This window comes from Variovorax gracilis, from assembly GCF_030317115.1.
Taxonomy (GTDB): Bacteria; Pseudomonadota; Gammaproteobacteria; order Burkholderiales; family Burkholderiaceae_C; genus Variovorax; species Variovorax gracilis.
Window position 1 is genome coordinate 192,551 of the sequence record NZ_JASZYF010000009.1, and the last position, 22,213, is coordinate 214,763.

Below are 22,213 nucleotides of genomic sequence, written 5' to 3' on the forward strand. Positions count from 1 at the left end.
CTTTGCGCCAAACGGCCGTCTGAAGTGAAATCGACCGCTGATGCCAGACACAAGAGGAGACGTCATGCCGGCCTTCAACACCGTCCTCGTCGACAGGGACTCGCAGCATCCGCGCATCGCGCGCCTGTTGCTCAACCGCCCCGACAAGCTCAATGCCATCGCCGACACGACGCCGTCGGACATCCGGCGGGCGGTCGAATGGGCGCAGGCCGATGACGAGGTGCATGTCATCGTGGTCGAGGGTGCCGGCCGTGCTTTCTGCGCCGGCTATGACCTGGGTGAGTACGCCGAGGGCAAGGGTTTCGCCGGCGCCGCCGACCACCCGTGCCGACAGGAAAAGACGCCCTGGGACCCGATGCTCGACTACGCAGCGATGAAGGCCAACACCGACGACTTCATGTCGTTGTGGCGCTGCACCAAGCCCACCATCGCCAAGGTGCACGGCTACGCCGTGGCGGGCGGCAGCGACATCGCCCTGTGCTGCGACCTGCTCGTGATGGCGGACGACGCGAGGATCGGCTACATGCCCACGCGCGTCTGGGGCTGCCCCACCACCGCGATGTGGACCTACCGGCTGGGCGCGATGCGTGCCAAGCAACTCATGTTCACCGGCGACACCATCACCGGCACGCAGGCCGCCGATTGGGGACTTGCCAATTTCTCCGCGCCCGCGGAACGTCTCGACGAAGCCACGCTGCAACTCGCCCGGCGCATCTCGGGCGTGCCGCGTTCGCAGTTGATGATGCACAAGCTCGTCGTGAACCAGGTCTGGCAATCGATGGGACTGGAGCAGTCGCAGATGTTCGCGACCGTGTTCGACGGCATCACGCGCCACAACCCCGAGGGCCTGTGGTTCCGCCGCCATGCGGAGGTGGAAGGCTTCAAGAGCGCCGTCGCGTGGCGCGACAGCGGCAGGCCGATTCCGGAAGGTGACGAGGCGAGGGCGCTGGTGGCGGATCTCGAAGCGCGGCTGGCCAGGGCCCGGGCGGCGCTCGACGGCGCATAGTTCAGCAGCAGCGCGCCCCGCCCTTGCCGTACCGGCGCTCGATCACAAGTGCGCAATATTCGCTGCGCGACAGCACCGGCGCGCCCGGATGCAGCCCGGCCGCATGCGCCAGGTAGCGTTCGTAGTCCGGCATGCCGAAGACCTGCCGGCACACCGAGCAGAGGCTGCGGAGGTTCTGGCCCAGCCAGCGCTGTGCGCCCGCTTCGCATTCGTCGTTCATGGCAGGGCTCCCTGTGCGCCGGTCAGTGGCGGAATCTCCTGGGCGGTCGGCTTGGCCTGCTTCAAGGCCTGCAAGCAGATCTTGGCTGCGAAGATGCACATCGCCACCACGAGCAGGACGAAGAAACCGCAGACGAAGGCGTCGAGGTAGTTGTTGAAGGCCACGCGCTGCATCTCCTCGATCGACTTGGCCGGTGCGATCACCTTGCCCTGGGCCACGGCGTCGCTGAACTTGCGCGCCAGCGCGAGGAAGCCGATGGCCGGGTCGGGATGGAAGATCTTCTGCACGCCCGCCGTCAGCGTGGTGACCAGCAGCCACGCAGTAGGCACCAGCGTGACCCACACGTAGCGTTGGCGCTTCATCTTGACGAGCACGCTGGTGCACAGCAGCAGGGCGATGCCCGCCAGCATCTGGTTGCCCACGCCGAACAGTTGCCACAGCGTATTGATGCCGCCCAGCGGATCGACCACGCCCTGGTACAGGAAATAGCCCCACAGTGCCACGCACAGTGCAGTCGCGAGGAGGTTGGCGGGCAGGAATTCGGTGTTGCCGAGCGGCTTGTACACGTGGCCCAGCATGTCCTGGATCATGAAGCGGCCCACCCGCGTGCCGGCATCGACCGCGGTGAGGATGAACAGCGCTTCGAACAGGATTGCGAAGTGGTACCAGAACGCCTCCATCGATTTGCCGCCGAAGGCCTGCCCGAGGATCTGGGCCATGCCGACCGCCAGCGTCGGCGCACCGCCGGCACGCGAGAGGATGCTGGTCTCGCCGATGTCCTTGGCCGTCTGCGTGATCAGCTCGGGCGTGATGACGAAACCCCAGCCCGAGATCACCTGCGCGGCGTTGGCCGCGGTGGTGCCGATCACTGCAGCGGGCGCGTTCATCGCGAAGTAGATACCCGGATCGAGCACGCTCGCGGCTGTGAGCGCCATCACCGCGACGAAGGACTCGGCCAGCATGCCGCCGAAGCCGATGAAGCGCATGTGCGACTCCTTCTCGACCATCTTGGGCGTGGTGCCCGAGGAGATCAGCGCATGGAATCCCGAGACGCTTCCGCAGGCGATGGTGATGAAGAGGAACGGAAAGAGCTTGCCCGAGAAGACCGGCCCGGTGCCGTCGAGGAAGCGCGTGGTCGCCGGCATCGCCAGCAATGGCGCGACGTAGTAGATGCCCAGCGCCAGCGCGACGATGGTTCCGATCTTGAGGAAGGTGCTCAGGTAGTCGCGCGGCGCCAGCATCAGCCACACGGGCAGGCTGGCGGCAATCGCGCCATAGACGATCAGCGCCCAGGCGAGCTGCGGGCCAGTGAGGGTGAACAACGGCGCCCAGGTCGGGCTTTCAGCCACCACGCGCCCGAGGAAGATCGACAGAAGGAGCAGTACCACGCCGAAGGCCGAGGCTTCGCCGACGCGCCCGGGCCGGATGATTCGCATGTAGATGCCCATCAGCAGCGCGATCGGAATGGTCGCGAAGATGGTGAACAGGCCCCACGGGCTGCCCGTGAGCGCCTTGACCACGATCAGCGCCAGCACCGCGAGGATGATGATCATGATCGCCAGCACCCCGACCAGCGCCAAGGTGCCGGGAATGGGGCCCAGCTCCATCTTGATCATCTCGCCCAGCGACTTGCCGTCGCGGCGCACGGACGCGAAAAGCACGATGAAGTCCTGCACCGCGCCGGCCAGCACCACGCCGGTGAGGATCCAGAGGGTTCCGGGCAGATAGCCCATCTGCGCGGCGAGCACCGGCCCGACCAGCGGGCCCGCGCCGGCAATGGCCGCGAAATGGTGGCCATAGAGCACCCATTTGTTCGTCGGCACGTAGTCCATGCCGTCGTTGTGGCGGATGGCCGGGGTGGGGCGCGAGTCGTCCAGCCTCAGCACCTTCTCGGCGATGAACTTGCTGTAGAAGCGGTAGGCGATGAAGTAGACGCAGAGCGCAGCGGTGACCAGCCATACCGCATTGACGCTTTCCCCGCGCCCCAGCGCCAGCGCGCCGAAGGAAATGGCTCCGACGATGGCCACCGCCGGCCACAGCAAGAGGGATGTGAGGTTGTGCATGGCGCCGCTCCTCTCAGGAAGGGGCGCCATCATCCTGCCGCCGCGCCCGTCACGCAAGGCGCAGACGTTTCCTGCCTGCAACCGGGCGAAAAGACTACGGCCTAAGCGATATAGACCTACACGGGTGAAAAGTAATACATAAGTAGTCTGTGTCCGAACTTCAGGGAGGTCCGCCGTGCAACGATTGAGGAAAGGCGAAATGACCCGGCTGCAACGCGCGGTCGTCATGAGCCGTCTCGCGGTCGACACGGCGCGCGGGGATCTCATCGAGGCGCTGGGAGACTGGATGTGCGGGGGCGAGCGCGCACCGCCGAGCCCGGAGGAGATCGCTGAACTGGCCCGTCTGGTGGATGCGCAGGAACAGGCCGAGGCCGACTATGCGCGGCGCGTCGCCGCGCTGTCCGAGGAGTGGGTCACGCGCGCTCGCCGCAGGACGAGCTGAGCCACCCGCCGGCGCGTTCAAAACGAGCCCAGCGCGGTCCCGAGCGCGATCACGGCGATCAGCGCGATCAGGGCGCCCACGATGCCCACCATCACGATGTCGAAATAGCTTTCACGGTGGCCCGTGCCGCACACCGCGAGCAGGGTGACGACCGCGCCGTTGTGCGGCAGGCTGTCGAGCGTTCCCGCGCCGATCACCGCCACGCGGTGCATGAGGGCCGGGTCGATGCCGGTCGCGGCAGCCAACTGCATGTAGGTGGCGCCGAGCGCGTCGAGGGCGATCGTCAGGCCGCCGGAAGCCGATCCGGTGAGCGCAGCGAGGATGTTGGTCGACAGGGCCAGCGACACCAGCGGCCCGCCGCCGATCCCCAGCACCCATTCGCGCACCAGCTCGAAGGCCGGCATGGCGGCGACGACCGCGCCGAAACCCACCAGGCTGGCCACGCACACCACCGGCAGCACCGAGGCGTTCGCGCCGGCGTCGACCGTCGCGCGCAGCGAAGGCAGGCGCCGCCAGTTCAGCGCCACCAGAAGCGCGATGGCGGCAATCAGCGCCACCAGTACCGCCCAGACACCGCCCACGTTCGCGAGGGTGATGCCACCGAAGCGCGGCTCTTCGAGATAGCTCGTGTCCAGGCTTGGGAGGACCACCAGGGCCATCAGCAGATTGACAAGGACCACCACGACGAGCGGCAGCAGCGCAACCAAGATGCCGGGCTGGCCGGCGCCATGCTGGCCATGGGTGACCTCTGCGGGATCGAAGCTTCCGGAAGTCGTCGCGCGCTCGCGCACCACCGGGTCTTCCGCGGCGCTCACGTGCTTGTCGACTGCGACAGGGACGTAACTTTCGCCGGACCGGCGTGCGGCACCTTCGGCGCGGCGCAGCCACCACATGCCGAAGCCGAGCATGATGGCCGCGGCGATGACGCCCAGCCCGGGCGCGGCGAAGGCCGTGGTGCCGAAAAAGGGCATGGGGATCGCGTTCTGGATGGCCGGTGTGCCGGGCAACGCCGACATCGTGAAGGTGGAGGTTCCCAATGCGATGGCTGCCGGCATCAGGCGCGACGGGATGTCCGCCGCACGGAACAACGCGTGCGCCATCGGCGCGAGCACGAAGAAGGCGACGAAGAGACTGACGCCGCCGTAGGTCACGAGGGCGCCGGCCAGCACCACCGCGAGCATCGCGCGCTTGGGGCCGAGCTTCTCTGTCATGAAGCGCGCGATGGTCTGCACCGAGCCGCTGTCGTCCATCAGCTTGCCGAATACCGCGCCAAGCAGGAAGAGCGGGAAGAACTGCGCCAGGAATCCGGCGGCCGAACTCATGAAGGTCTGCGTCCAGTGCGCGAGCAGCGGCTCGTTCGCGAACAGCGCCGCGATCAGTGCCGCGGCGGGTGCCAGCACGAGCACGCTCCAGCCGCGGTACGAGAGCCAGATGAGCAGGCCGAGGCCCACGAAGATGCCTGCGAGTCCCATGGCTCAGACTCCTTCCAGCAAGGCGTCGAGATCGAGCGTCGAGCGCTTGCCGATGTCGCCTCCGTGCGCTTCGATGAAAGTGTTCGCCGAGCGTCGCCCCTCGTCGCGAAGCTTGCACAGGAAGGCCCACTCCGTGATCATCTTCGACGAATAGCCCAGCTCCAGCATGGCCTCCGTGGCAATGCGATGGATGCGCATGCGCGCCCATGCCGCGCCTTCACCGCGGCCCGGGTCCGCCACCTGATGCAGCATGGCGATCATGCGCAGCTCCTTCAGCAGGGGCGAGTTGAACGAGATTTCGTTCAGGCGGTTGGTGATCTCCTGCGCACTGCGCGGCACGCCGGGGCGTTCGACCGGATTGATCTGCACGAGGATGGTGTCGCTGGACTGGCATTCGCGGATCAGCGGCGTCATCGTCGGGTTGCCCGCGTAGCCGCCGTCCCAGTAGGGATCGCCATCGATCTCCACGGCGTGAAACATCGTCGGCAGGCACGCCGACGCAAGCAGGACTTCTGGGCTGATCTCGGCATTGCGGAAGACGCGGCCGCGGCCCGTGCGCACGTTGGTTGCGGTCACGAAGAGCTTGATCGGCGACGAGCCCAGACGTTCGAAGTCGATCAGGTCCGCCAGGATGCCGCGCAGCGGATTCATGCCTTGAGGATTGAGGTCGTAGGGCGACCACAGGCGCGTGGCCATCTCGATCGCGACGAACGCGGGCGAACTGTCGAGGGACCAGGTCCCGGTGATCATCTCGGTCCAGCCGCGCCGGAAGGGGCTGAAGCGGGCCGCCTCGGAAACGCCGCGCCAGAAGTTCTCCAGCGCCTCGCGTGCACCTTCGGAGCCGCCCGCCGCGTGCCCGCAGGCCAGCACGGCTGCATTCATGGCGCCCGCCGAGGTGCCCGAGATGCCGTCGAGGCGCACCCAGGGTTCTTCCAGCAGCCGGTCAAGCACGCCCCAGGTGAAGGCGCCATGGGCGCCGCCGCCTTGCAGCGCAAGGTCGATGGGAAGGGTTTTCATTGGGGTCCTCCAAGTGCGTACCGAAGCCATTCAAGCTCCGTGCCAACAAGTTCGTTGAGTCCGCACGAGAACACGAAATCGATTCCAACGTCAATTGGCACAAAGTGCATGGTGGTACGTCGACGCACCTGCCGTCTTGCCCATCACCATCTTTGAAGCGATATTAGCGATTCAACAGCAGCCTTGGCTCGGGTCGCTCGCCTGCCTCAGCGCCGGTCCTTCGATCCTCCGTAGGCAGGAGGAGCGCGGCTTATGGCTTTGCATCTCGTCGGGACATGGGCTCGTGCCTGCGGTGCGGCGTCGATGCTCGCAATGCTCGTTGCTTGCTCAAGCAAGGAGGCGGAAAAGCCGCCACCGCAGGCGAGCGAAGTCTCGGTACAGACCGTCAAGCTGCAGACCGTGCCCGCGACCTTCGAGTTCGTGGGCCAGACCGAGAGCTCGCAGCAGGTCGAGATTCGTGCACGCGTCGCCGGCTTTCTCGAGAAGCGCGTGTACACCGAAGGCGCCTTCGTCAAGCCCGGGCAGGTGTTGTTCCTCATGGATGCCAAGCCCTTCGAAGCCAGCGTGAAGGCGGCGCGCGCCGAACTGGCGCAGCAGCAGGCCCGGCTCAACACTGCTCGCGCGAATCTCGCTCGCGTGAAGCCGCTCGTTGCCGACAACGCACTGGCCGTCAAGGACCTGGACGATGCCACGGGGCAGGAACAGGCCGCTGCCGCCGCCGTGGAGGCTGCCGGCGCCAAGGTCACTGACGCGATGTTGAACCTCAGCTACGTCACGATCACCGCTCCCGTTGCAGGCCAGTCGTCCTTTGCCAAGGTTCAGGACGGCGCATATGTGAGCGCGGCGAACAGCCTGCTGACTTACGTGGCCAAGCTCGATCCGATGCGCGTCAACTTCAGCCTCTCGGAAAACGAATCGCTGCGCACGCAGGACGAGATTGCGAGGGGAAAGCTGATCAAGGCGCCGCATGACGACTACGCGGTCGAGATCGTCCTTGCCGACGGCACGAGTTTCCCGGCGCAAGGGCGCATCACCTTTGCGGACGCGGCGTACAGCCAGGACACGGGCACCTTCCTGCTGCGCGCGGAGGTGCCCAATCCGAAGGGGGACCTGAAGCCGGGACAGTTCGTGCGCGTCAAGGTGCACGGCTTCACGCGGCCGAATTCGATCGTCGTGCCGCAGCGGGCCGTGCAGCAAAGCGCGCGCGGCGAATTCGTCTGGACGGTCGACGGCGAGGGCAAGGCGAACCCGCGTCCCATTCAGGTAGGCGACTGGATGGGAGATCAATGGCTCGTGACCGGTGGCCTCAAGGACGGGGAGCGCGTCGTGGTCGATGGATTCATGCGGCTCGCGCCCGGCGCGCCGGTGCGAGCCAAGGAAGTGCCTGCGTCGCCATTGCCCCTGAGCGGCGTGGCGCAGGTCACGACGGCGACGCCTCAAGGCGCGGCGACCAGTGCGGGCGGTGCCGGGGGGGCGGCTGCCCGGCCGGCCGCCGGCGCTGCCGCAACGCCCTCTGCCGCCGCCGCTGCTGTTGACAAGGATGCCGTGTACTTCGATCGCGGCCGGACATCGCTGGACGCGACCGGCCACGCGCGACTCGTGGCGGTCGTTGCTGCATTGAAGGCACGCCCCGAACTCCGTGTCGAACTGCATGGCTACGTCGACGCAAGCGGCGACATGACGCGCAACGCAGCCCTCGCCAGGCAACGTGCAGAGTCGGTGCGTGATGCGCTGCTGGCGGCCGATGTGCCTCCCGGGCGCATCGTGCTGAGGGCTCCGGCCAATATCGTGGGGGGCGATTCGCCCGCGCTGGCACGCCGTGTCGATGTCGTGCTCGCGGGGGCACGATGAAGTTTGCGCACTTCTTCATCGACAGGCCGATCTTCGCATCCGTCATCTCGATCATCCTGGTCCTCGCGGGGCTGGTCGCGATGCTGAACCTGCCGATCGCGCAGTTCCCCGACATCACGCCGCCGCAGATCTCCGTCAGCGCGACCTATCCGGGCGCGAGCTCTGAAGTGGTGTCGCAGAACGTGGCCGCGCCCATCGAGCAGCAGGTCAACGGCGCCGACCGCATGATGTACATGAACTCCACGTCGAGCTCGACCGGAAACATGACGTTGTCGATCTACTTCGAGATCGGCACCGATCCTTCGCTGGCGCAGGTCGACGTGCAGAACCGCGTGAACCTCGCGCTGCCCACGCTGCCTTCGGCGGTGAGCAGCCAGGGCGTCTCGGTGGCGAAGAAGTCGCAGGCCTTCATGATGATCGTGGCGATCTATTCGCCCGACAACAGTCACGACCCGACCTTCATCGCGAACTACGCCAACATCAACGTGCTCGACGCGATCAAGCGCGTGCCGGGCGCCAACCAGAGCTCCATCTTCGGCTCGCCGGACTATGCGATGCGCCTCTGGCTCAAGCCCGACCGGATGGCCGGCCTCAGCATGACCGCGACCGACGTGCAGCAGGCAGTGGCCGCGCAAAACCAGCAATACGCGGCAGGCCGCCTTGGCGCTTCGCCCACGGCCACGCCGGTGCAGCAGACCATACCCGTGGCGACCTCCGGCAGGATGACCGAGCCCTCGCAGTTCGAGAACATCATCCTGCGGGCCCAGCAGGGGACGGGTGCGATCGTTCGCGTCAAGGACATCGGGCGTGCGGAGTTGGGCGCGAAGGACTATTCCATCCGCTCCAAGTACAACGGCAAGACCGCCACCCTGATTGCGATCTATCAGCAGCCGGGCGCCAATGCGCTGCAGGTCGCCAAAGACGTGAAGGCACTCCTCCACGGGATGAAGCCGACCTTTCCCGAAGGGCTGGAGTACGACATCGCGCTGGACACGACCGAGTTCGTGCAGGAGTCCATCAACGAAGTGGTCCACACATTCGTCGAGGCGGTGGTGCTGGTCGTGCTGGTGGTCTTCATCTTCCTGCAGAGCCTGCGCGCGACGCTGGTGCCGATCCTGGCGGTGCCCGTGTCCATCCTCGGCGCCTTCATCGGCATGACGGCCATGGGCTTCTCGATCAATATGCTGACCCTGTTCGGCATGGTGCTTGCCATCGGCATCGTGGTGGACGACGCCATCGTCGTGGTCGAGAACGTCGAGCGCAACATGGCCGAGTTCGGCCTGTCTCCCAAGGAAGCCGCGAAGAAGGCGATGGACGAAGTCAGCGGCCCGGTCGTTGCCATCGTGCTGGTGCTGTGCGCGGTGTTCATTCCGGTGGCTTTTCTATCCGGCATCACCGGGCAGCTCTACAAGCAGTTCGCCATCACGATCGCGGTGTCGGTCGTGCTGTCGGGACTGGTGGCGCTGACGCTTTCACCGGCGCTGGCGGCGATCCTTCTGAAGCCGCCGAAGGCGGGCGAACACGGGAAGAAGGGCTTCTTCGGCTGGTTCAACCGGCGCTTCGAACGGCTGACCGAGGGCTACACCTCCACGACGCGGCTCGCCATCCGGCGCGTGGGCATGTCGGTGCTGCTGATCGCCGGGATGATCGTGATCATGCTCGGGCTCTTCAAGCGGGTGCCGTCGACCTTCCTGCCGGTGGAAGACCAGGGCTATATCTTCACTGCGGCAATCATGCCCGATGCGGCGAGCCTCGACCGCACCGAGGCCGCCACGGATCGTGCGCAGCAGTGGTTCAGCAAACAGGCGGCGGTGAGATCGGTGGCGTCGGTACCGGGCTTCAGCTTGATCGACTCCCAGCTCAAGTCCAACGCGGGCGTGCTGTTCGTTTCGCTCAAGGGTTTTGCGGAGCGCCAGGCGCCGGGAGATCGGGCCGATGCACTGATCCGCAACGCGAGCGCGGAATTCGCGACCTTCGAGGACTCGGTGATGATCCCCGTGAACCCGCCTTCGATCCCGGGCCTGGGCACGACCGGCGGCTTCGAGTTCTGGGTCCAGAGCGAAGGCGACGCGAGCCTGCAGCGAGTGGAGGAGGTCACGCGCGAGATCATCGCCAAGTCGCGGCAGCGGCCCGAACTGCGGGGCGTGAACTCCACCATCAACACGCGCTCGCGGCAGTTGCTCGTGGACGTGGACCGCGACAGGTCCGAAAGCCTGGGCGTGCCGGTGCAGGACGTGTATTCGACCTTGCAGACGCTCTTCGGTTCGCTCTATGTCAGTCAGTTCCCGAAGAACAGCCGGCTGTTCCAGGTCATCCTGCAGGCCGAGCCGGACTACCGCACCAGGCCCGAGGATCTGCAGAACATGTACGTGCGGAGCCGCACCGGCGAGATGGTCCCGCTGAAGGCGGTCGCCACCACGCGCTACGTGACCGGCGCCGACATCGTGACGCGCTTCAACAACTTCACCGCCGCCAAGATCTCCGGGGACTCCGCGCCCGGGTACAGCTCCGGGCAGGCACTCGATGCCATGGAAGCGCTGGCAAGGGAGGTGCTGCCGCAGGGCTTCTCCTATGCGTGGTCGGGGCAGGCGTACGAAGAGCGCAAGGCCGGTTCGACGGCCGGACTGGTGTTCGCGTTCGCGCTGGTGATGGTGTTCCTGATCCTCGCGGCGCAGTACGAGAAGTGGACCTTGCCCATCGGCGTGCTGCTGGCGGTTCCCTTCGCGCTGTTCGGTGCCATCGCGGCGATCTGGATGCGCGGTATCCAGAACGACGTGTACTTCCAGATCGGGCTGACCGTGCTGATCGCCCTGGCCGCGAAGAACGCGATCCTGATCTTCGAGTTCGCGGTCGAACTGCGGCACAAGGAAGGCCTGTCGCCCTACGACGCGGCCGTCGGCGCAGCCAAGCTGCGTCTGAGGCCGATCATCATGACCTCGCTGGCCTTCATCCTGGGCTGCATCCCGCTGGCGATCGCGAGCGGCGCGTCGGCGGCGAGCCGGCAGTCTCTGGGCACGGGCGTGATTGGCGGCATGCTGGGCGCGACGGTGATCGCGATCTTCTTCATTCCGATGTTCTTCTGGGGCTTCGAGGTGCTCAGCGATCGCACGGCGGGGAAGAAGGCTGGGGCTCATCCGGCCGGCGAGCCGGCCCCGGACGGGGAGGGGGTGGCCGATGGTCCGCGCTGATGCGGTTCGCGGTGGTGGCGCGGCCTTGCTCGCCGTGCTGCTGACCGGATGCATGATCGGTCCCGACTACAAGCGGCCGGACCTGGATGTCCCGGCGCAATTCGCAGGCGAGCCGAAGACAGCCTCGCCCACTGCGGCCGACACGGCTTGGTGGAAGCAGTTCGGCGACCCGCAACTCGATGCGCTGATCAGCGAAGGCCTGCGAAACAACCAGGATCTGGTCGCCGCCGCTGCGCGCGTGGAGCAGTTCTACGGTGCGCTCGGCACGACCCGCGCGCCCTTGTTCCCACAGCTCGGCGCGCAGGCGACCGGCAGCCGCACACGCGCCAGCGAGCTGACCGTCGGCCGTGCGCCGATACCCAATCCCTACAACGCGACGCAGGTGAACCTGCTCGCGAGTTGGGAGATCGATCTCTTCGGCCGCACGCGCCGGCTTACCGAGGCCGCGACGGCCGAACTGCTGGCGAGCGAGTCCTTCCGGCGCGGCACGGTGCTGTCGGTCGTGGGCGCGATCACGACCGGGTACGTCGACCTTCGCGAGCAGGACCGCGAGCTGGAGGTGGCCAACGAGACGCTGACGCTGCGCAAGGACACATTGAACCTGTTCGAAAGACGCTTCCGCGGCGGCGTGGTGTCGGACGTCGAAGTCAGCCAGGCCCGATCCGAATACGCTGCCGCGCTGCGGACCATACCGGCGCTGCACCAGGCGATTTCCGAACGGGAGAACGCACTGTCCAACCTGCTGGGCCGCAATCCGGGGCCGATCGTCCGCGGTCGGGCGGTCAACGAACTCACGGTGCCCGTGGTGCCTTCCGGCTTGCCCTCGGATCTGCTGGAGCGGCGCCCCGATATCCGTCAGGCGGAGGAACTGCTGATGGCAGCCAACGCACGCATCGGCGCGGCCAAGGCGGCGTACTTCCCGAGCATCAGCCTGACCGGCGCGTATGGCCAGGCGAGCCGGTCGCTGTCCGATCTGTGGGACGGCGCCGCGCGTGTCTGGACCTACGGCCTGGACGTCAGCGTGCCGATCTTCACGGCGGGCGCCATCGCAGGCCAGGTGCAGAGCGCCGAAGCGCAGCAGCGCGCATCAGTGGCGCAATACCGCAAGGTCGTGCAGGCCGCATTCAGCGAGACGGAAAACGCGCTGGTCGGCATCGGCAACTCGCGCCAAGGCCTCGACGCAACGCAGATGCAGGTCAATGCGCTGGCCAACTATTCGCGGCTGGCGCGCAAGCGGTTCGAGGGCGGCTACACCAGCTATCTCGAAGTGCTCGACGCCGATCGCAGCCTGTTCAGCGCGCGGCTGCAACTGGCACAGACGCAAGGTGACGTGCTGCTGCAGGCGGCAGCGCTCTACAAGTCGATGGGTGGCGGATGGATCGGGCTGGCGGACCAGGAAGCGCCACAACCGGATGTGCGCCTGAGCGAGCGGCCGGCGGTCTTTCCCTGATCAGTTCGATATGCGCCGCACCACGACGGAGGCGTCCAGGCCCTCATAGGCTTCGGGATCGCCGTACCAACTGCCGGAAATGGGCGCCGCCAGCGCCGGATCGCGCGCGACGCCGACGCGAATGAGCTGTCCGCCGCTGCCCATGAGGTTGTTGGTTGGATCGAATGCGATCCAGCCTGCGCCGGGCAGGTAGGCGTGCAGCCAGGCATGCGTGCTGCCGGCGCCGGTCATGGAGTCGCCGGGCTCGCTGCCGCCGGTATCGAGCGACGCGTCGTACAGGTAGCCGGTGACGAAGCGGGCGGCGACGCCGAGACGGCGCGCAGCCTCGATCATCAGCAATGCGTAGTCGCGGCAGCTTCCGCTGCCGAGCGCAAGCGTCTGCAGCGGCGTCTGGGTGCCTTCCTCGTCGCGCGGCACATAGCTCAGGCTCTGGCCGATGTGCGCGTTCATGCGCTGCAGCACATCGCGCGTACTGTTGCTTCCGTCGGCATACAGGAACTGATGGGCCCAGCGGATCAAGGTGCCGTCCGGGTCGTCGTAGTGCGGGCGAAGGTAGTGCTCGAGGTCGAGCCGCTCATGCACCGCGTAGGCGAAGGGCATCATCTCCGCCGCCGGGTCGAGCGACAGCGTGTCCAGCGGCGCGACCACGTGCTCGATGCTGAAGGTGCAGACGATGCGCAGTTCCGTGGCCTCGCCCATCGGCTGGACCAGCGCGATGGAGTTGGAGTAGGGGTCCTGGATCATCCGCACATGCGCCTGCGGACTCACCTGCAGGTCGGTCGCGAGCACGCGCAGGTCATGGCTGTCACGCGGCCGGAACATCACACGGTGCAGCCCGAAAGTCACCGGCGTCTTGTAGCGGTAGATGGTCGTGTGCGTGATGTCGTAATGAGTAGGCATGGCGGACAGGGTGCCGGTGGTGATGTCTAGACCTTCTGGAGGATTTCGGGATCGCTCAATACATTGTGAAATGGTTGACCGCGTCCCGCGAGACCTGGAGAGGCTGATGGACAAGGAATCGAAATCTGGGTCCGGAGGGTTTCCCAACAATGGGATCGTCGCCATCGTTCTGCTCGCCGCGGGCGTTCTGTTCGTGCGCGAGTCGCCGCTGCAGACCACCCGCCTTCCGGTCACCGAGCCGCGCCTGGAGCAGCACTACTCGAAGCAGGATGTGGATGCGCGACTGTGGCAGGACCCCTTTGGCGCAGTCGCCAAGTATCGCTCCGAACTTCGAAAGAACAATCTCGAAAAGCTCAGGAAGGAAGACGTACAGCGCACGGCCGACGACCTGGCGAAGGAAGTGGCCGCCATGGTCGCCAAGGCGCCCGACAAGCAGCCGCAGATCCTCGCGGTCATGCTCGCCGGTGGCCCCTACTCGGAGAACGTCGAGAGCCGCCGGCGCGGACGCTACGCCGTGCTGGCTGCGCTCAACGCCAGCCGCCTGTCACCGGTCGATACGGAGCATCTGGGCTATTTCGTTCCGGCTTCCGCGGGCGGCGAGGCGGCGCGGGAGCCTGTTCCCTACGAATGGTTCGAGCCGGCGAGCGATGTGCAAGTCCGGGAGTTGTCGAGAAGCGGCTTGCAGTCCCCGGTGCTGGTCATGTGGCTGCAGACCGAGGCGTTCGCGGACTCGCCGCTGAAGCGGATGGCGGAGCTCGCCGAGCCTTTCATCAAGGCCGGCGCGAGTTGGCGCGTCCTGGGGCCCAATGGATCCGACGGCCTGAAGGCGATGATCGAAGAGGCCGCGGCACCGGGCTTCGAGGGCGGGCCGATCCATGCGTCCATGCGCTTCTATTCGCTCTATGCCACCGTGCCGGACGCGGTCTTGCTCGAAGGCAGGAAGGACGAGCAGGAACGCAAGGGCGGCATCTCGAAGTTCCTCGAAGACCGCAAGGTCGCCCTGGTGCGAACCATTGGCGACGACGGGCGGCTGGCCGACGGATTGATCGAGGAATTGCGCCTGCGGGGGCTGAAGCCGCGCAAGCTGCTCAAGGGCTCCGGGGACGAAGCCCAGCGCTACCAGGAAGCGTGCAGGACGCGCAGCGACGACGATGCGCCGAGCGAGATCGCCGTCGTCGCCGAGTGGGACACGCTCTACGGCCGCAGTCTGCGGCGCGAGTTCAGGGCGAAGAAGGATGAAGCCGGGTTCTGTGTCGAGCGCTTCAACTACGTGCGGGGCCTGGATGGCCAACTCCCTGCCGCGGGCGACGGTGCGTCGAGTTCCGGGGGCGCCGCAAAGCCCGGCCCCGGCGACAAGGACAACGGCCGCCGCAAGGACGGCACCTTCGTCGAGGTGGCCGAAGGGCAGGGGCAGTTCGACTACCTGCGCCGGCTGGCGGTGCAGATGCACATCCGCGACGAACAGGTGCGCAAGACCAGCGCCGACGGCCACGGATTTCGCGCCATCGGCGTGCTGGGCAACGACGTGCACGACAAGCTGCTGGTGATGCAGGCGCTGCGACCGGAGTTCCCCGACGCGATCTTCTTCACCACCGACATGGATGCGCGCCTGCTGCATCCGCGCGAGCAGGCGTGGACCCGCAACCTGATCGTTGCATCCAACTTCGGATTGCGGCTGACCGATTCGTTGCAGGGCGGCGCGCCGCCTTTCCGTGACAGCTACCAGGTTTCGGCCTTCCTTTCGACGCGCCTGGCGATGGACGATGCACGGCGTGCGTTGCAATTGGACGAGGGCACGGGCGACGCCCGGGAGCCCGCGTCGCAAGCCGAGATTCGCGAGTGGTTCAAGGAGCCACGAATCTTCGAGATCGGTCGTACGGAGGCTTTCGACTTCAAGGGCCAATGGCCCAAGGGCATCGACAAGGACAACTGCCGCGGGCTCGCCTGGGCGCAGTGCGACGACATCCATCCCGCCGGCTCGCCCCTTTACCCCGCGCCGGGCGTTGCGGTCATGTTCCTCACCTTCAGCGTGCTCATGCTCGCGGTCTGGGTACCGCCTCTGGTCGTCAGCCGTGGTGCGAAGGCCCGCCTCTCGGAGTTCGTGACGGGCGACGAGGATTGGCGTGCGCGCCGGGTGCGATGGGTGCGGCTGGCGCTGCTCGTGATCGTCGTGCAGATCGCCTTGCCGCTGGGAATGGCGCTTGGCTGGGAGACGTTCGCGGAATGGCTCACGCGAGGGGGCAAGCCCCTGGTCGCGATCGAGGGCATCAGTCTCTGGCCCACCGAAGCGCTTCGTGTCTTCACGCTGCTGGTGTGCTTCTACCTGCTCCTGAGAGGGTGGCTGATGCTGACCTACAACCTGGAGGAGATCGGGAGGGACTTCGAAGCCGACGTCGCACACGCGGACATGATCGAGCGGCAGGCCAAGGCCGACCGCAAGCAGACCCGGTGGTGGAAGCTGGTTCAGATGTTCTCGATGCGCTTCATCCCGCCACTGCACCGCCAGCGCCGCACCGGCGACGACCACGGCATGACGCAGGAGGCCATCGATTTCTGGGGCCGGCACATCGTGCAGAACAGGCTGATGGCGCGGCTGGTGCGCACCAGTTCGTGCGTGGTGATCGCGGCGATCTTCAGCGGCCTGCTGATCGTGGCGATCGGCGAATCGCGCTTCGTGCCGCAGCGGGGCAACCTGTCGTTCGTCGTGCATGAGCTGTTGCGAATTCCGGCACTGGTGATGATGTTCTTCCTGGTGTTCTTCGTGGTGGATGCGACGGTACTGTGCGTGCGATTCGTGCGAGGGCTGCTGCGGCTGCGCCGCCTGCATGAGGTCGCGGCCAATTGGCCCGAGGCGACCTTGAAGAAGTTCGAGGACGAGATCGGCATCCCGCGGGCCTGTCTGGAAAACTGGATCGACCTGCAGTTCGTTGCACGGCGTACCCAATGCGTGACGCTGCTCATCTACTACCCGTTCGTGGTGATCTCGCTGTGGCTGCTGTCGCGCAGCGCGGTCTTCGATCGCTGGACGATGTCCGTCAGCACGGTGGTGCCCGCTGCGGTCGGCGCCGCGGTGGCGCTGGGCTGCGCGGTGGCGCTGCGGCTCGCCGCCGAAGACTCGCGCACGCACGCGCTGGAGCAGGTGAGGAATGCGGTGTCGTGCGCCAGCGCGAAGGTGGCGCCGGGCGGTGGAGCGCTGCCGCCGTCGCCTTCCGTCGAGCAGCTCAAGCTGCTGCAGGGGCGCATCGAGAGCCTGCGCGAAGGAGCCTTCGCGCCGTTCTGGCAACAACCGCTGCTCAAGGCCGTGTTGCTGCCGTTCGCGACGCTGGGCGGCACCACGGTGCTCGACTACATGGCGCTGGCCAACCTTTGAGCTTTCTCGTCCGCGGGCCAGGCGCGCCGTGCATCCAGCGCCTGCGCGAGCTTCGCGGGCAGCGGCAGCGGTTCGTGGTGCCAGCGGGCCGCCAGAAGTTCGGCGCACAGCACGGCGAAGCTGAGTCCGCGTGAGCCCAGGGCGGTGCAGAGCCAGACACCGTCTGCCGATCCGGAAGACAACGGGCCGACCAGGGGTCGGCGGTCGCCCGACGCACAGCGTATGCCGACCCATGCGCGTGTTTCGCCGCGAGCGAAGGCAGGGGCCAGCAGCGCTGCCGCGTCGGGGTGTAGTCGATTGAGGCGCCCGCGATTGAACTCGGTGTCCGAGGCACGGGGCGCGACATCGTTGCTGTCGCGGTCGAAGGTCGCGCCCACGAGCCACAGCCTGCCTTCGGCTGTCGGTACATGGGCAATCAGGTGACCATCGCCATTGATGGGTGTGGCCGGCAGTCGGGCACCTGCAGGCATGAGTCCCCATTCGACTTGGCCGCGCACGGCTTGCAGCGGGAATTCCGGTGCGAGTGCATGGCTTTCCATGCCGCCCGCGATGACGATGCGATCGGCTTCCGCGAGCATTGCGCCATTCGCGTCGCGGACGACCCAGCGTTTGCCTTTGCCATCGATGTGCTCGATGCGCTCGATGCGAGCCACCCGGCATCGCGCCCTGACGCGAATGCCGGGCAGCGCCAGCCAGGCTGCGATCAGCCGCGACGGTCGCACCCAGGCGCCGCGTGCGTGCCAGAGCGCGACGGCATCGGGCGGCAGACCTGCTTCCCCAAGCTGCGGGAGGCTCGCGTGCCATGACTCGTTGGGCCCATCGGCGATCCACTCTCCCGGCAAGCGGTCGTCGCCAGTGGCCCTCCGTTCGAGCACGCCAGTGGCACGCCAGTCCTCGCCTTCTGCCAGCAATTGCTCCAACTGCTGCCAGGTCGCCCGGATGCCCGCGCGCGTCAGCCGCGAGAGCAGGGCATCGTCGGGCGATACGTGCGGCGCCAGCATGCCCACCGGCAATCCCGAGGCGCCCGTGGCAGGGCGTTCCGCCGCTTCAAGCACATCCACTTCCCAACCGCGCCGTGCAAGACTCGCCGCAACGGCAGCACCGGCCAATCCCGCGCCGACGACCACGCAACGCCCAGCTTCCGCGGCGGGCAAAGGCACCGGGCCGCGGCGACGAACCTGCCATGCGGGCTCGAATACCCCTTGCAGGCAATCTCTTTTCGGCGGCAGTCCCGGCGCCTTCGTTACCTGGAAACCGTTCTGAGCGAGCGCGTCACACACAGCGCGCGCGATCGTCCAGGTCGCGACACGCGTTCCGCGCCGGGCGAAGCGCGAAACGGCCTTGAGCGTTTCGGACGACCACATCGCCGGGTTGCGTTGCGGGCTGAACCCATCAAGAAAGATGCTGTCGGCCTCGAAGCGCTGTGCACGCAGCATGGCCTGCACATCGCCGATGCAGAGGGTGAGCAGCACACGGCCTTCGTCGAACGAAAGCCGATGAAAGCCCGGCAGCAATCCATGCCACTGCGCCGCGAGGCTTTCCGCCAACCCGAACAGATCGGGATAGCCGGCCGCAGCGCGCAACAGATCGTCTCGCGAAACCGGGAAGGCCTCGATCGAAACAAAATGCAGCAGTCGCGGACGCTGCGGGTGGGCGCGCCAGGCCTGCCAGGTTGTCAGGAAATTGAGCCCAAAACCGAAGCCGGTTTCGAGAATCCGCCATTTCGATTGGCCGACCCAAGCCCCAGGGAGCCCGCAGCCCCCTAGGAAGACGTGCGAGGCCTGCGCAGGGGCACCGCTTTCCGTGTGATAGATGTCGTCGAACCGCGCGCTCCGCGGAATCCCGTCCGCACGCCAGTCGACCGGCTCGGCCATGCGGAGGACTGGAACTCAGTTCGTGGGGGGGACGTAGCCTTGGGCCACATCGGCACCGTCGCCGAAGAAATGCTTCTCCATTTGCCGCGCAAGGTATTGCCGGGCGCGCGCATCCGCCAGATTCAGGCGGTTTTCATTGACCAGCATGGTCTGCTGCTTGAGCCACGCGGCCCAGGCTTCCTTGCTGACGTTCTCCCACAGGCGTTTGCCCAACTCGCCTGGATACGGGGGGAAGTCGAGACCTTCGGCCTCTTTGCCGAGCTTGATGCACTGAACCATGCGTGCCATTGGGATGCCTTTGTGGGTGTCTTAGTTGATTTCGCTATTTAGAACTGAGAACTCAGTCGTTCCCGTTTCCATATGCCGTATCCAGAATACGTGGCTTCAGCTTTATGCCATTTGTGAGCACAAGACCATGAGCCTTCGCCGCGACTTTATCAAGCTTTCCCTCGGCGCCGCCGCAGCGGCCAGCTTCGCCCTGACGGCATTGCCGTCGTTTGCGCAGGGCGTGACCCTGCTCAATGTGTCGTACGACCCGACGCGCGAACTCTATGTCGACTACAACCAGGCCTTCGCCAAGTACTGGAAGGGCAAGACCGGCCAGGACGTGACGATCAAGCAGTCGCATGGCGGCTCCGGCAAGCAGGCGCGCTCGATCATCGACGGCATCGACGCCGACGTCGCGACGCTGGCCCTGGCCGGTGACACGGATGCCCTTGTCACGCACGGCGGCCTGGTGAAGCCCGACTGGCAGAAGCGCCTGCCGCACAACTCGGCACCGTACACCTCGACGATCGTCTTCCTCGTGAAGAAGGGCAATCCCAAGGGCTTGAAGGATTGGGAAGACCTGGTGAAGCCTGGCGTGCAGGTCATCACGCCCAATCCCAAGACCTCTGGCGGCGCCCGCTGGAATTACCTGGCCGCGTGGGAGTTCGCCAAGCGCAAGTACGGCGGCGACGACAAGGCGAAGGAGTTCGTCGGCAAGCTCTACAAGAACGTGCCCGTGCTCGATACCGGTGCGCGCGGCTCGACCATCACCTTCGTCCAGCGCGGCGTAGGCGATGTGTTGCTGGCCTGGGAGAACGAAGCTTTCCTCGCGCTGAAGGAATTCGGTCCCGACAAGTTCGACATCGTCGTGCCTTCCATCAGCATCCTGGCGGAGCCGACGGTGACCGTGGTCGACAAGGTCGTCGACAAGAAGGGCACGCGCGCCGTCGCCGAGGAGTACCTGAAGTACCTCTATTCCGACGAAGGCCAGGACGTTGCAGGGCGCAACTACTACCGCCCGACCTCGGAGAAGGCCAAGGCCAAGTACGACAAGCAGTTCCCGAAGCTGACGCTGTTCACCATTGATGAGGCCTTCGGCGGCTGGACCAAGGCGGACAAGACGCACTTTGCCGACGGCGCTTCGTTCGATCAGATCTACACAAACAAGTAGTCGCTTCGCCCACCCCTTGACCGGGGGGCGGGCCTGCCCCTTCGGGCGGCCGGCGCGGCGGCCCTCCCGAATACCGTTGTCCTGAAAGTGAATTGACTGTGACTGTTCTTCTGATCGCTGGCAGCCCCTCTGCGCCTTCGCGCTCTGCGGTCCTGCTCGACGCCGTGGCCGCGCGGCTTGGCGAGCGCAGCGTGCCGGTCGATCGGCTCGCGATCCGCGAACTCGCGGCACATGCCTTGCTGCTGGGGGAGGCGTCCCATCCCTCGGTGCAGCACGCGGTGGAGCAGGTGCGGCGTGCCGACGTGATCGTGATCGCGACGCCGGTCTACAAGGCGGCGTACAGCGGCGTGCTCAAGGTGTTCCTCGACCTGCTGCCGCAGTCGGCGCTCAAGGGCAAGACCGTCCTGCCGCTGGCAACGGGCGGAAGCCCGCATCACATGCTGGCGCTCGACTATGCGTTGCGTCCCGTGCTGCAGTCGCTGGCGGCGCGGCACATCCTGCCGGGCGTGTATGCGACCGATGGCCAGGTCACTCTGCAGCCGGAAGGCGCCTACCAGTTGCAGGCGGAACTCTCGCAGCGTCTCGACGATGCGGTCGAAACGCTGGCGAGCGAAGGGCTCAAGCTGCCCCCGACCTGGGGCTTCGAGCCGGTGGCCTTCTCGCGCGTGCGATGTAGCGTTTGACGGCGTAGCGCCATCGTCGCATCCATCCCGGCGCCTCTTCTCCCATCCCGATCGATTCTTTCGCCGCTGCGTGCGGCGCGGGATTCCCTTTGCCCTGAAAGAAATCCATGCCGCCCGTTCTCACCGACAACTTTCAACCACCGCGCCGCCCGTGGCGGGTGCTGACCGACCTGGCGATCAGCGTGGTGGTGGTGGTCGCGATCGCACTCATCACCAGCTTCCTGGCGGCCACTTCGGCGCCTCTGTGAAGCCATCGACACCTTTACCTGGAAACACGCACATGACACTGCATTCATCGACACGCCGGCAACTGATCCAGGGCGCCGCCGCTGCCATTGCGCTGCCATCGCTCTACGCCTTCGCGCAGGCGCCTGCACGTCAACTTCGCATCGGCCACCAGAAAGGCAGCCTCAGCCTGCTGAAAGGCAGGGGCACGCTCGAAAAGCGCCTCGCGCCGCTGGGCGTATCGATCAAGTGGACGGAATTCACGGCCGGCCCGGTGCAACTCGAAGCGCTCAACGTGGGCTCGATCGATTTCGGCGATGTCGGCGAAGCGCCGCCGATCTTTGCGCAGGCGGCCGGCGCGCCGCTGGCCTATGTGGCGGCGACCGTGCCGCGTCCGCAATCCGAAGCTGTGCTGGTTCCCAAGGGCTCGACGATCCGGTCGGTAGCCGATCTCAAGGGCAAGAAGGTCGCGCTCAACAAAGGCAGCAACGTTCACTACTTCCTGGTGAAGCTGCTCGAAAAACACGGGCTGGCCTACAGCGATGTAAACGTCGTCTTCCTGCCGCCCGCGGATGCGCGCGCCGCCTTCGAGAAGGGGTCGATCGATGCATGGGTGATCTGGGATCCTTTCCTCGCCTCGGCGGAGAAGACGCTCGACGCCAAGGTGCTGGCGGACGCCACGGACGTAGTGGGCAACCGGGCCTATTTCTTCTCGTCGCTCGACTACGCGCAGAAGAACCAGGACGTCATCAAGATCCTCGTCGAGGAACTCGACAAGATCGACCAGTGGGCACAGGCCAACCTCGGAGCATTCGCCACGGAGCTTTCGGCCATCTGGGGCATTCCCAAGCCCGTGGTCGATGTTTCTGTCGGCCGCACGAAGTTCGGTACGGGGCCGATCACCAAGGCCATCCTCGGCGAGCAGCAGAAGATCGCCGACACCTTCTTCGCGCTCGGGCTGATCCCGAAGAAGATCAACCTGCTCGACGCCGCGGCGGCGGGCATCGCCTGAGG

17 protein-coding genes are annotated in these 22,213 nt (G+C 66.2%); 10 read left to right on the forward strand and 7 right to left on the reverse strand.

The window, feature by feature from the left end; genetic code table 11:
* Positions 1-64 precede the first annotated feature (64 nt).
* Entirely contained in the window at positions 65-1,006 is a 942-nt protein-coding gene (locus tag QTH97_RS19240) for a crotonase/enoyl-CoA hydratase family protein (RefSeq protein WP_286570040.1), read from the forward strand.
* Between the two features lies 1 nt (position 1,007).
* On the opposite strand, the gene QTH97_RS19245 is transcribed toward QTH97_RS19240, so the two are convergent.
* Both QTH97_RS19245 and QTH97_RS19250 read right to left on the reverse strand, forming a co-directional pair.
* Positions 1,008-1,226: a CstA-like transporter-associated (seleno)protein gene (locus QTH97_RS19245; RefSeq protein WP_286570041.1), complete on the reverse strand. Its 219-nt coding sequence runs from the start codon at positions 1,224-1,226 to the stop codon at positions 1,008-1,010.
* Positions 1,223-3,289, reverse strand: coding sequence for a carbon starvation CstA family protein (locus QTH97_RS19250; RefSeq protein WP_286570042.1), 2,067 nt, complete (start codon positions 3,287-3,289; stop codon positions 1,223-1,225). Before QTH97_RS19250 ends, QTH97_RS19245 begins: the two co-directional genes overlap by 4 nt.
* A 199-nt stretch (positions 3,290-3,488) precedes the next feature.
* Here QTH97_RS19250 and QTH97_RS19255 point away from each other — a divergent pair, with 199 nt between their 5' ends.
* Positions 3,489-3,731: a hypothetical protein gene (locus QTH97_RS19255; protein ID WP_286570043.1), complete on the forward strand. Its 243-nt coding sequence runs from the start codon at positions 3,489-3,491 to the stop codon at positions 3,729-3,731.
* A 17-nt stretch (positions 3,732-3,748) separates the two neighbouring features.
* Here QTH97_RS19255 and QTH97_RS19260 read toward each other — a convergent pair whose 3' ends face one another.
* Positions 3,749-5,203, reverse strand: coding sequence for a GntP family permease (locus tag QTH97_RS19260; RefSeq protein WP_286570045.1), 1,455 nt, complete (start codon positions 5,201-5,203; stop codon positions 3,749-3,751).
* Positions 5,204-5,206: 3 nt separating this feature from the next.
* Positions 5,207-6,220, reverse strand: coding sequence for a patatin-like phospholipase family protein (locus QTH97_RS19265; RefSeq protein WP_286570047.1), 1,014 nt, complete (start codon positions 6,218-6,220; stop codon positions 5,207-5,209).
* A gap of 252 nt (positions 6,221-6,472) precedes the next feature.
* Between QTH97_RS19265 and QTH97_RS19270 the strand changes: the two genes are divergently transcribed.
* From QTH97_RS19270 to QTH97_RS19285, 3 genes are read left to right on the forward strand one after another with little or no spacing between them, the layout of a single operon-like run.
* Positions 6,473-8,071, forward strand: coding sequence for an efflux RND transporter periplasmic adaptor subunit (locus QTH97_RS19270; RefSeq protein ID WP_353655644.1), 1,599 nt, complete (start codon positions 6,473-6,475; stop codon positions 8,069-8,071).
* Entirely contained in the window at positions 8,068-11,259 is a 3,192-nt protein-coding gene (locus QTH97_RS19280) for an efflux RND transporter permease subunit (protein WP_286570048.1), read from the forward strand. Before QTH97_RS19270 ends, QTH97_RS19280 begins: the two co-directional genes overlap by 4 nt.
* Positions 11,246-12,709: an efflux transporter outer membrane subunit gene (locus QTH97_RS19285; RefSeq protein ID WP_286570049.1), complete on the forward strand. Its 1,464-nt coding sequence runs from the start codon at positions 11,246-11,248 to the stop codon at positions 12,707-12,709. Before QTH97_RS19280 ends, QTH97_RS19285 begins: the two co-directional genes overlap by 14 nt.
* Here QTH97_RS19285 and QTH97_RS19290 read toward each other — a convergent pair whose 3' ends face one another.
* A complete protein-coding gene (locus QTH97_RS19290) occupies positions 12,710-13,609 on the reverse strand; it encodes a transglutaminase family protein (protein WP_286570050.1) in 900 nt (299 codons plus the stop codon).
* Here QTH97_RS19290 and QTH97_RS19295 point away from each other — a divergent pair.
* Positions 13,608-16,979, forward strand: coding sequence for a hypothetical protein (locus QTH97_RS19295; protein ID WP_286570051.1), 3,372 nt, complete (start codon positions 13,608-13,610; stop codon positions 16,977-16,979). The genes QTH97_RS19290 and QTH97_RS19295 overlap by 2 nt on opposite strands.
* On the opposite strand, the gene mnmC is transcribed toward QTH97_RS19295, so the two are convergent.
* Positions 16,955-18,853, reverse strand: coding sequence for a bifunctional tRNA (5-methylaminomethyl-2-thiouridine)(34)-methyltransferase MnmC2/FAD-dependent 5-carboxymethylaminomethyl-2-thiouridine(34) oxidoreductase MnmC1 (gene mnmC / locus QTH97_RS19300; protein WP_286570052.1), 1,899 nt, complete (start codon positions 18,851-18,853; stop codon positions 16,955-16,957). The two genes, QTH97_RS19295 and mnmC, sit on opposite strands and share 25 nt — an antisense overlap.
* A gap of 15 nt (positions 18,854-18,868) precedes the next feature.
* Positions 18,869-19,141, reverse strand: coding sequence for an oxidative damage protection protein (locus QTH97_RS19305; RefSeq protein ID WP_286570053.1), 273 nt, complete (start codon positions 19,139-19,141; stop codon positions 18,869-18,871).
* Positions 19,142-19,268: 127 nt separating this feature from the next.
* On the opposite strand from QTH97_RS19305, the gene QTH97_RS19310 reads away from it, so the two are divergent.
* From QTH97_RS19310 to QTH97_RS19325, 4 genes are all read left to right on the forward strand, one after another.
* Positions 19,269-20,291, forward strand: a complete 1,023-nt coding sequence (locus QTH97_RS19310) for a sulfate ABC transporter substrate-binding protein (RefSeq protein ID WP_286570054.1) — start codon at positions 19,269-19,271, stop codon at positions 20,289-20,291.
* A gap of 98 nt (positions 20,292-20,389) precedes the next feature.
* Positions 20,390-20,974, forward strand: a complete 585-nt coding sequence (ssuE, locus tag QTH97_RS19315; RefSeq protein ID WP_286570117.1) for an NADPH-dependent FMN reductase — start codon at positions 20,390-20,392, stop codon at positions 20,972-20,974.
* A 107-nt stretch (positions 20,975-21,081) separates the two neighbouring features.
* On the forward strand, positions 21,082-21,222 hold the full coding sequence (locus tag QTH97_RS19320; protein ID WP_286570055.1) for a hypothetical protein: 141 nt from the start codon (positions 21,082-21,084) through the stop codon (positions 21,220-21,222).
* A 32-nt stretch (positions 21,223-21,254) separates the two neighbouring features.
* Positions 21,255-22,211, forward strand: a complete 957-nt coding sequence (locus QTH97_RS19325; RefSeq protein ID WP_286570056.1) for a sulfonate ABC transporter substrate-binding protein — start codon at positions 21,255-21,257, stop codon at positions 22,209-22,211.
* Positions 22,212-22,213: the final 2 nt, after the last annotated feature.

Excerpts from the sequence above, each read along its gene's own strand:
- QTH97_RS19240 (WP_286570040.1), top strand. The coding sequence starts at position 65 with ATGCCGGCCTTCAACACCGTCCTCGTCGACAGGGACTCGCAGCATCCG.
- QTH97_RS19245 (WP_286570041.1), bottom strand. The coding sequence starts at position 1,226 with ATGAACGACGAATGCGAAGCGGGCGCACAGCGCTGGCTGGGCCAGAAC.
- QTH97_RS19250 (WP_286570042.1), bottom strand. The coding sequence starts at position 3,289 with ATGCACAACCTCACATCCCTCTTGCTGTGGCCGGCGGTGGCCATCGTC.
- QTH97_RS19255 (WP_286570043.1), top strand. The coding sequence starts at position 3,489 with ATGACCCGGCTGCAACGCGCGGTCGTCATGAGCCGTCTCGCGGTCGAC.
- QTH97_RS19260 (WP_286570045.1), bottom strand. The coding sequence starts at position 5,203 with ATGGGACTCGCAGGCATCTTCGTGGGCCTCGGCCTGCTCATCTGGCTC.
- QTH97_RS19265 (WP_286570047.1), bottom strand. The coding sequence starts at position 6,220 with ATGAAAACCCTTCCCATCGACCTTGCGCTGCAAGGCGGCGGCGCCCAT.
- QTH97_RS19270 (WP_353655644.1), top strand. The coding sequence starts at position 6,473 with ATGGCTTTGCATCTCGTCGGGACATGGGCTCGTGCCTGCGGTGCGGCG.
- QTH97_RS19280 (WP_286570048.1), top strand. The coding sequence starts at position 8,068 with ATGAAGTTTGCGCACTTCTTCATCGACAGGCCGATCTTCGCATCCGTC.
- QTH97_RS19285 (WP_286570049.1), top strand. The coding sequence starts at position 11,246 with ATGGTCCGCGCTGATGCGGTTCGCGGTGGTGGCGCGGCCTTGCTCGCC.
- QTH97_RS19295 (WP_286570051.1), top strand. The coding sequence starts at position 13,608 with ATGGCGGACAGGGTGCCGGTGGTGATGTCTAGACCTTCTGGAGGATTT.
- QTH97_RS19290 (WP_286570050.1), bottom strand. The coding sequence starts at position 13,609 with ATGCCTACTCATTACGACATCACGCACACGACCATCTACCGCTACAAG.
- mnmC (WP_286570052.1), bottom strand. The coding sequence starts at position 18,853 with ATGGCCGAGCCGGTCGACTGGCGTGCGGACGGGATTCCGCGGAGCGCG.
- QTH97_RS19305 (WP_286570053.1), bottom strand. The coding sequence starts at position 19,141 with ATGGCACGCATGGTTCAGTGCATCAAGCTCGGCAAAGAGGCCGAAGGT.
- QTH97_RS19310 (WP_286570054.1), top strand. The coding sequence starts at position 19,269 with ATGAGCCTTCGCCGCGACTTTATCAAGCTTTCCCTCGGCGCCGCCGCA.
- QTH97_RS19320 (WP_286570055.1), top strand. The coding sequence starts at position 21,082 with ATGCCGCCCGTTCTCACCGACAACTTTCAACCACCGCGCCGCCCGTGG.
- QTH97_RS19325 (WP_286570056.1), top strand. The coding sequence starts at position 21,255 with ATGACACTGCATTCATCGACACGCCGGCAACTGATCCAGGGCGCCGCC.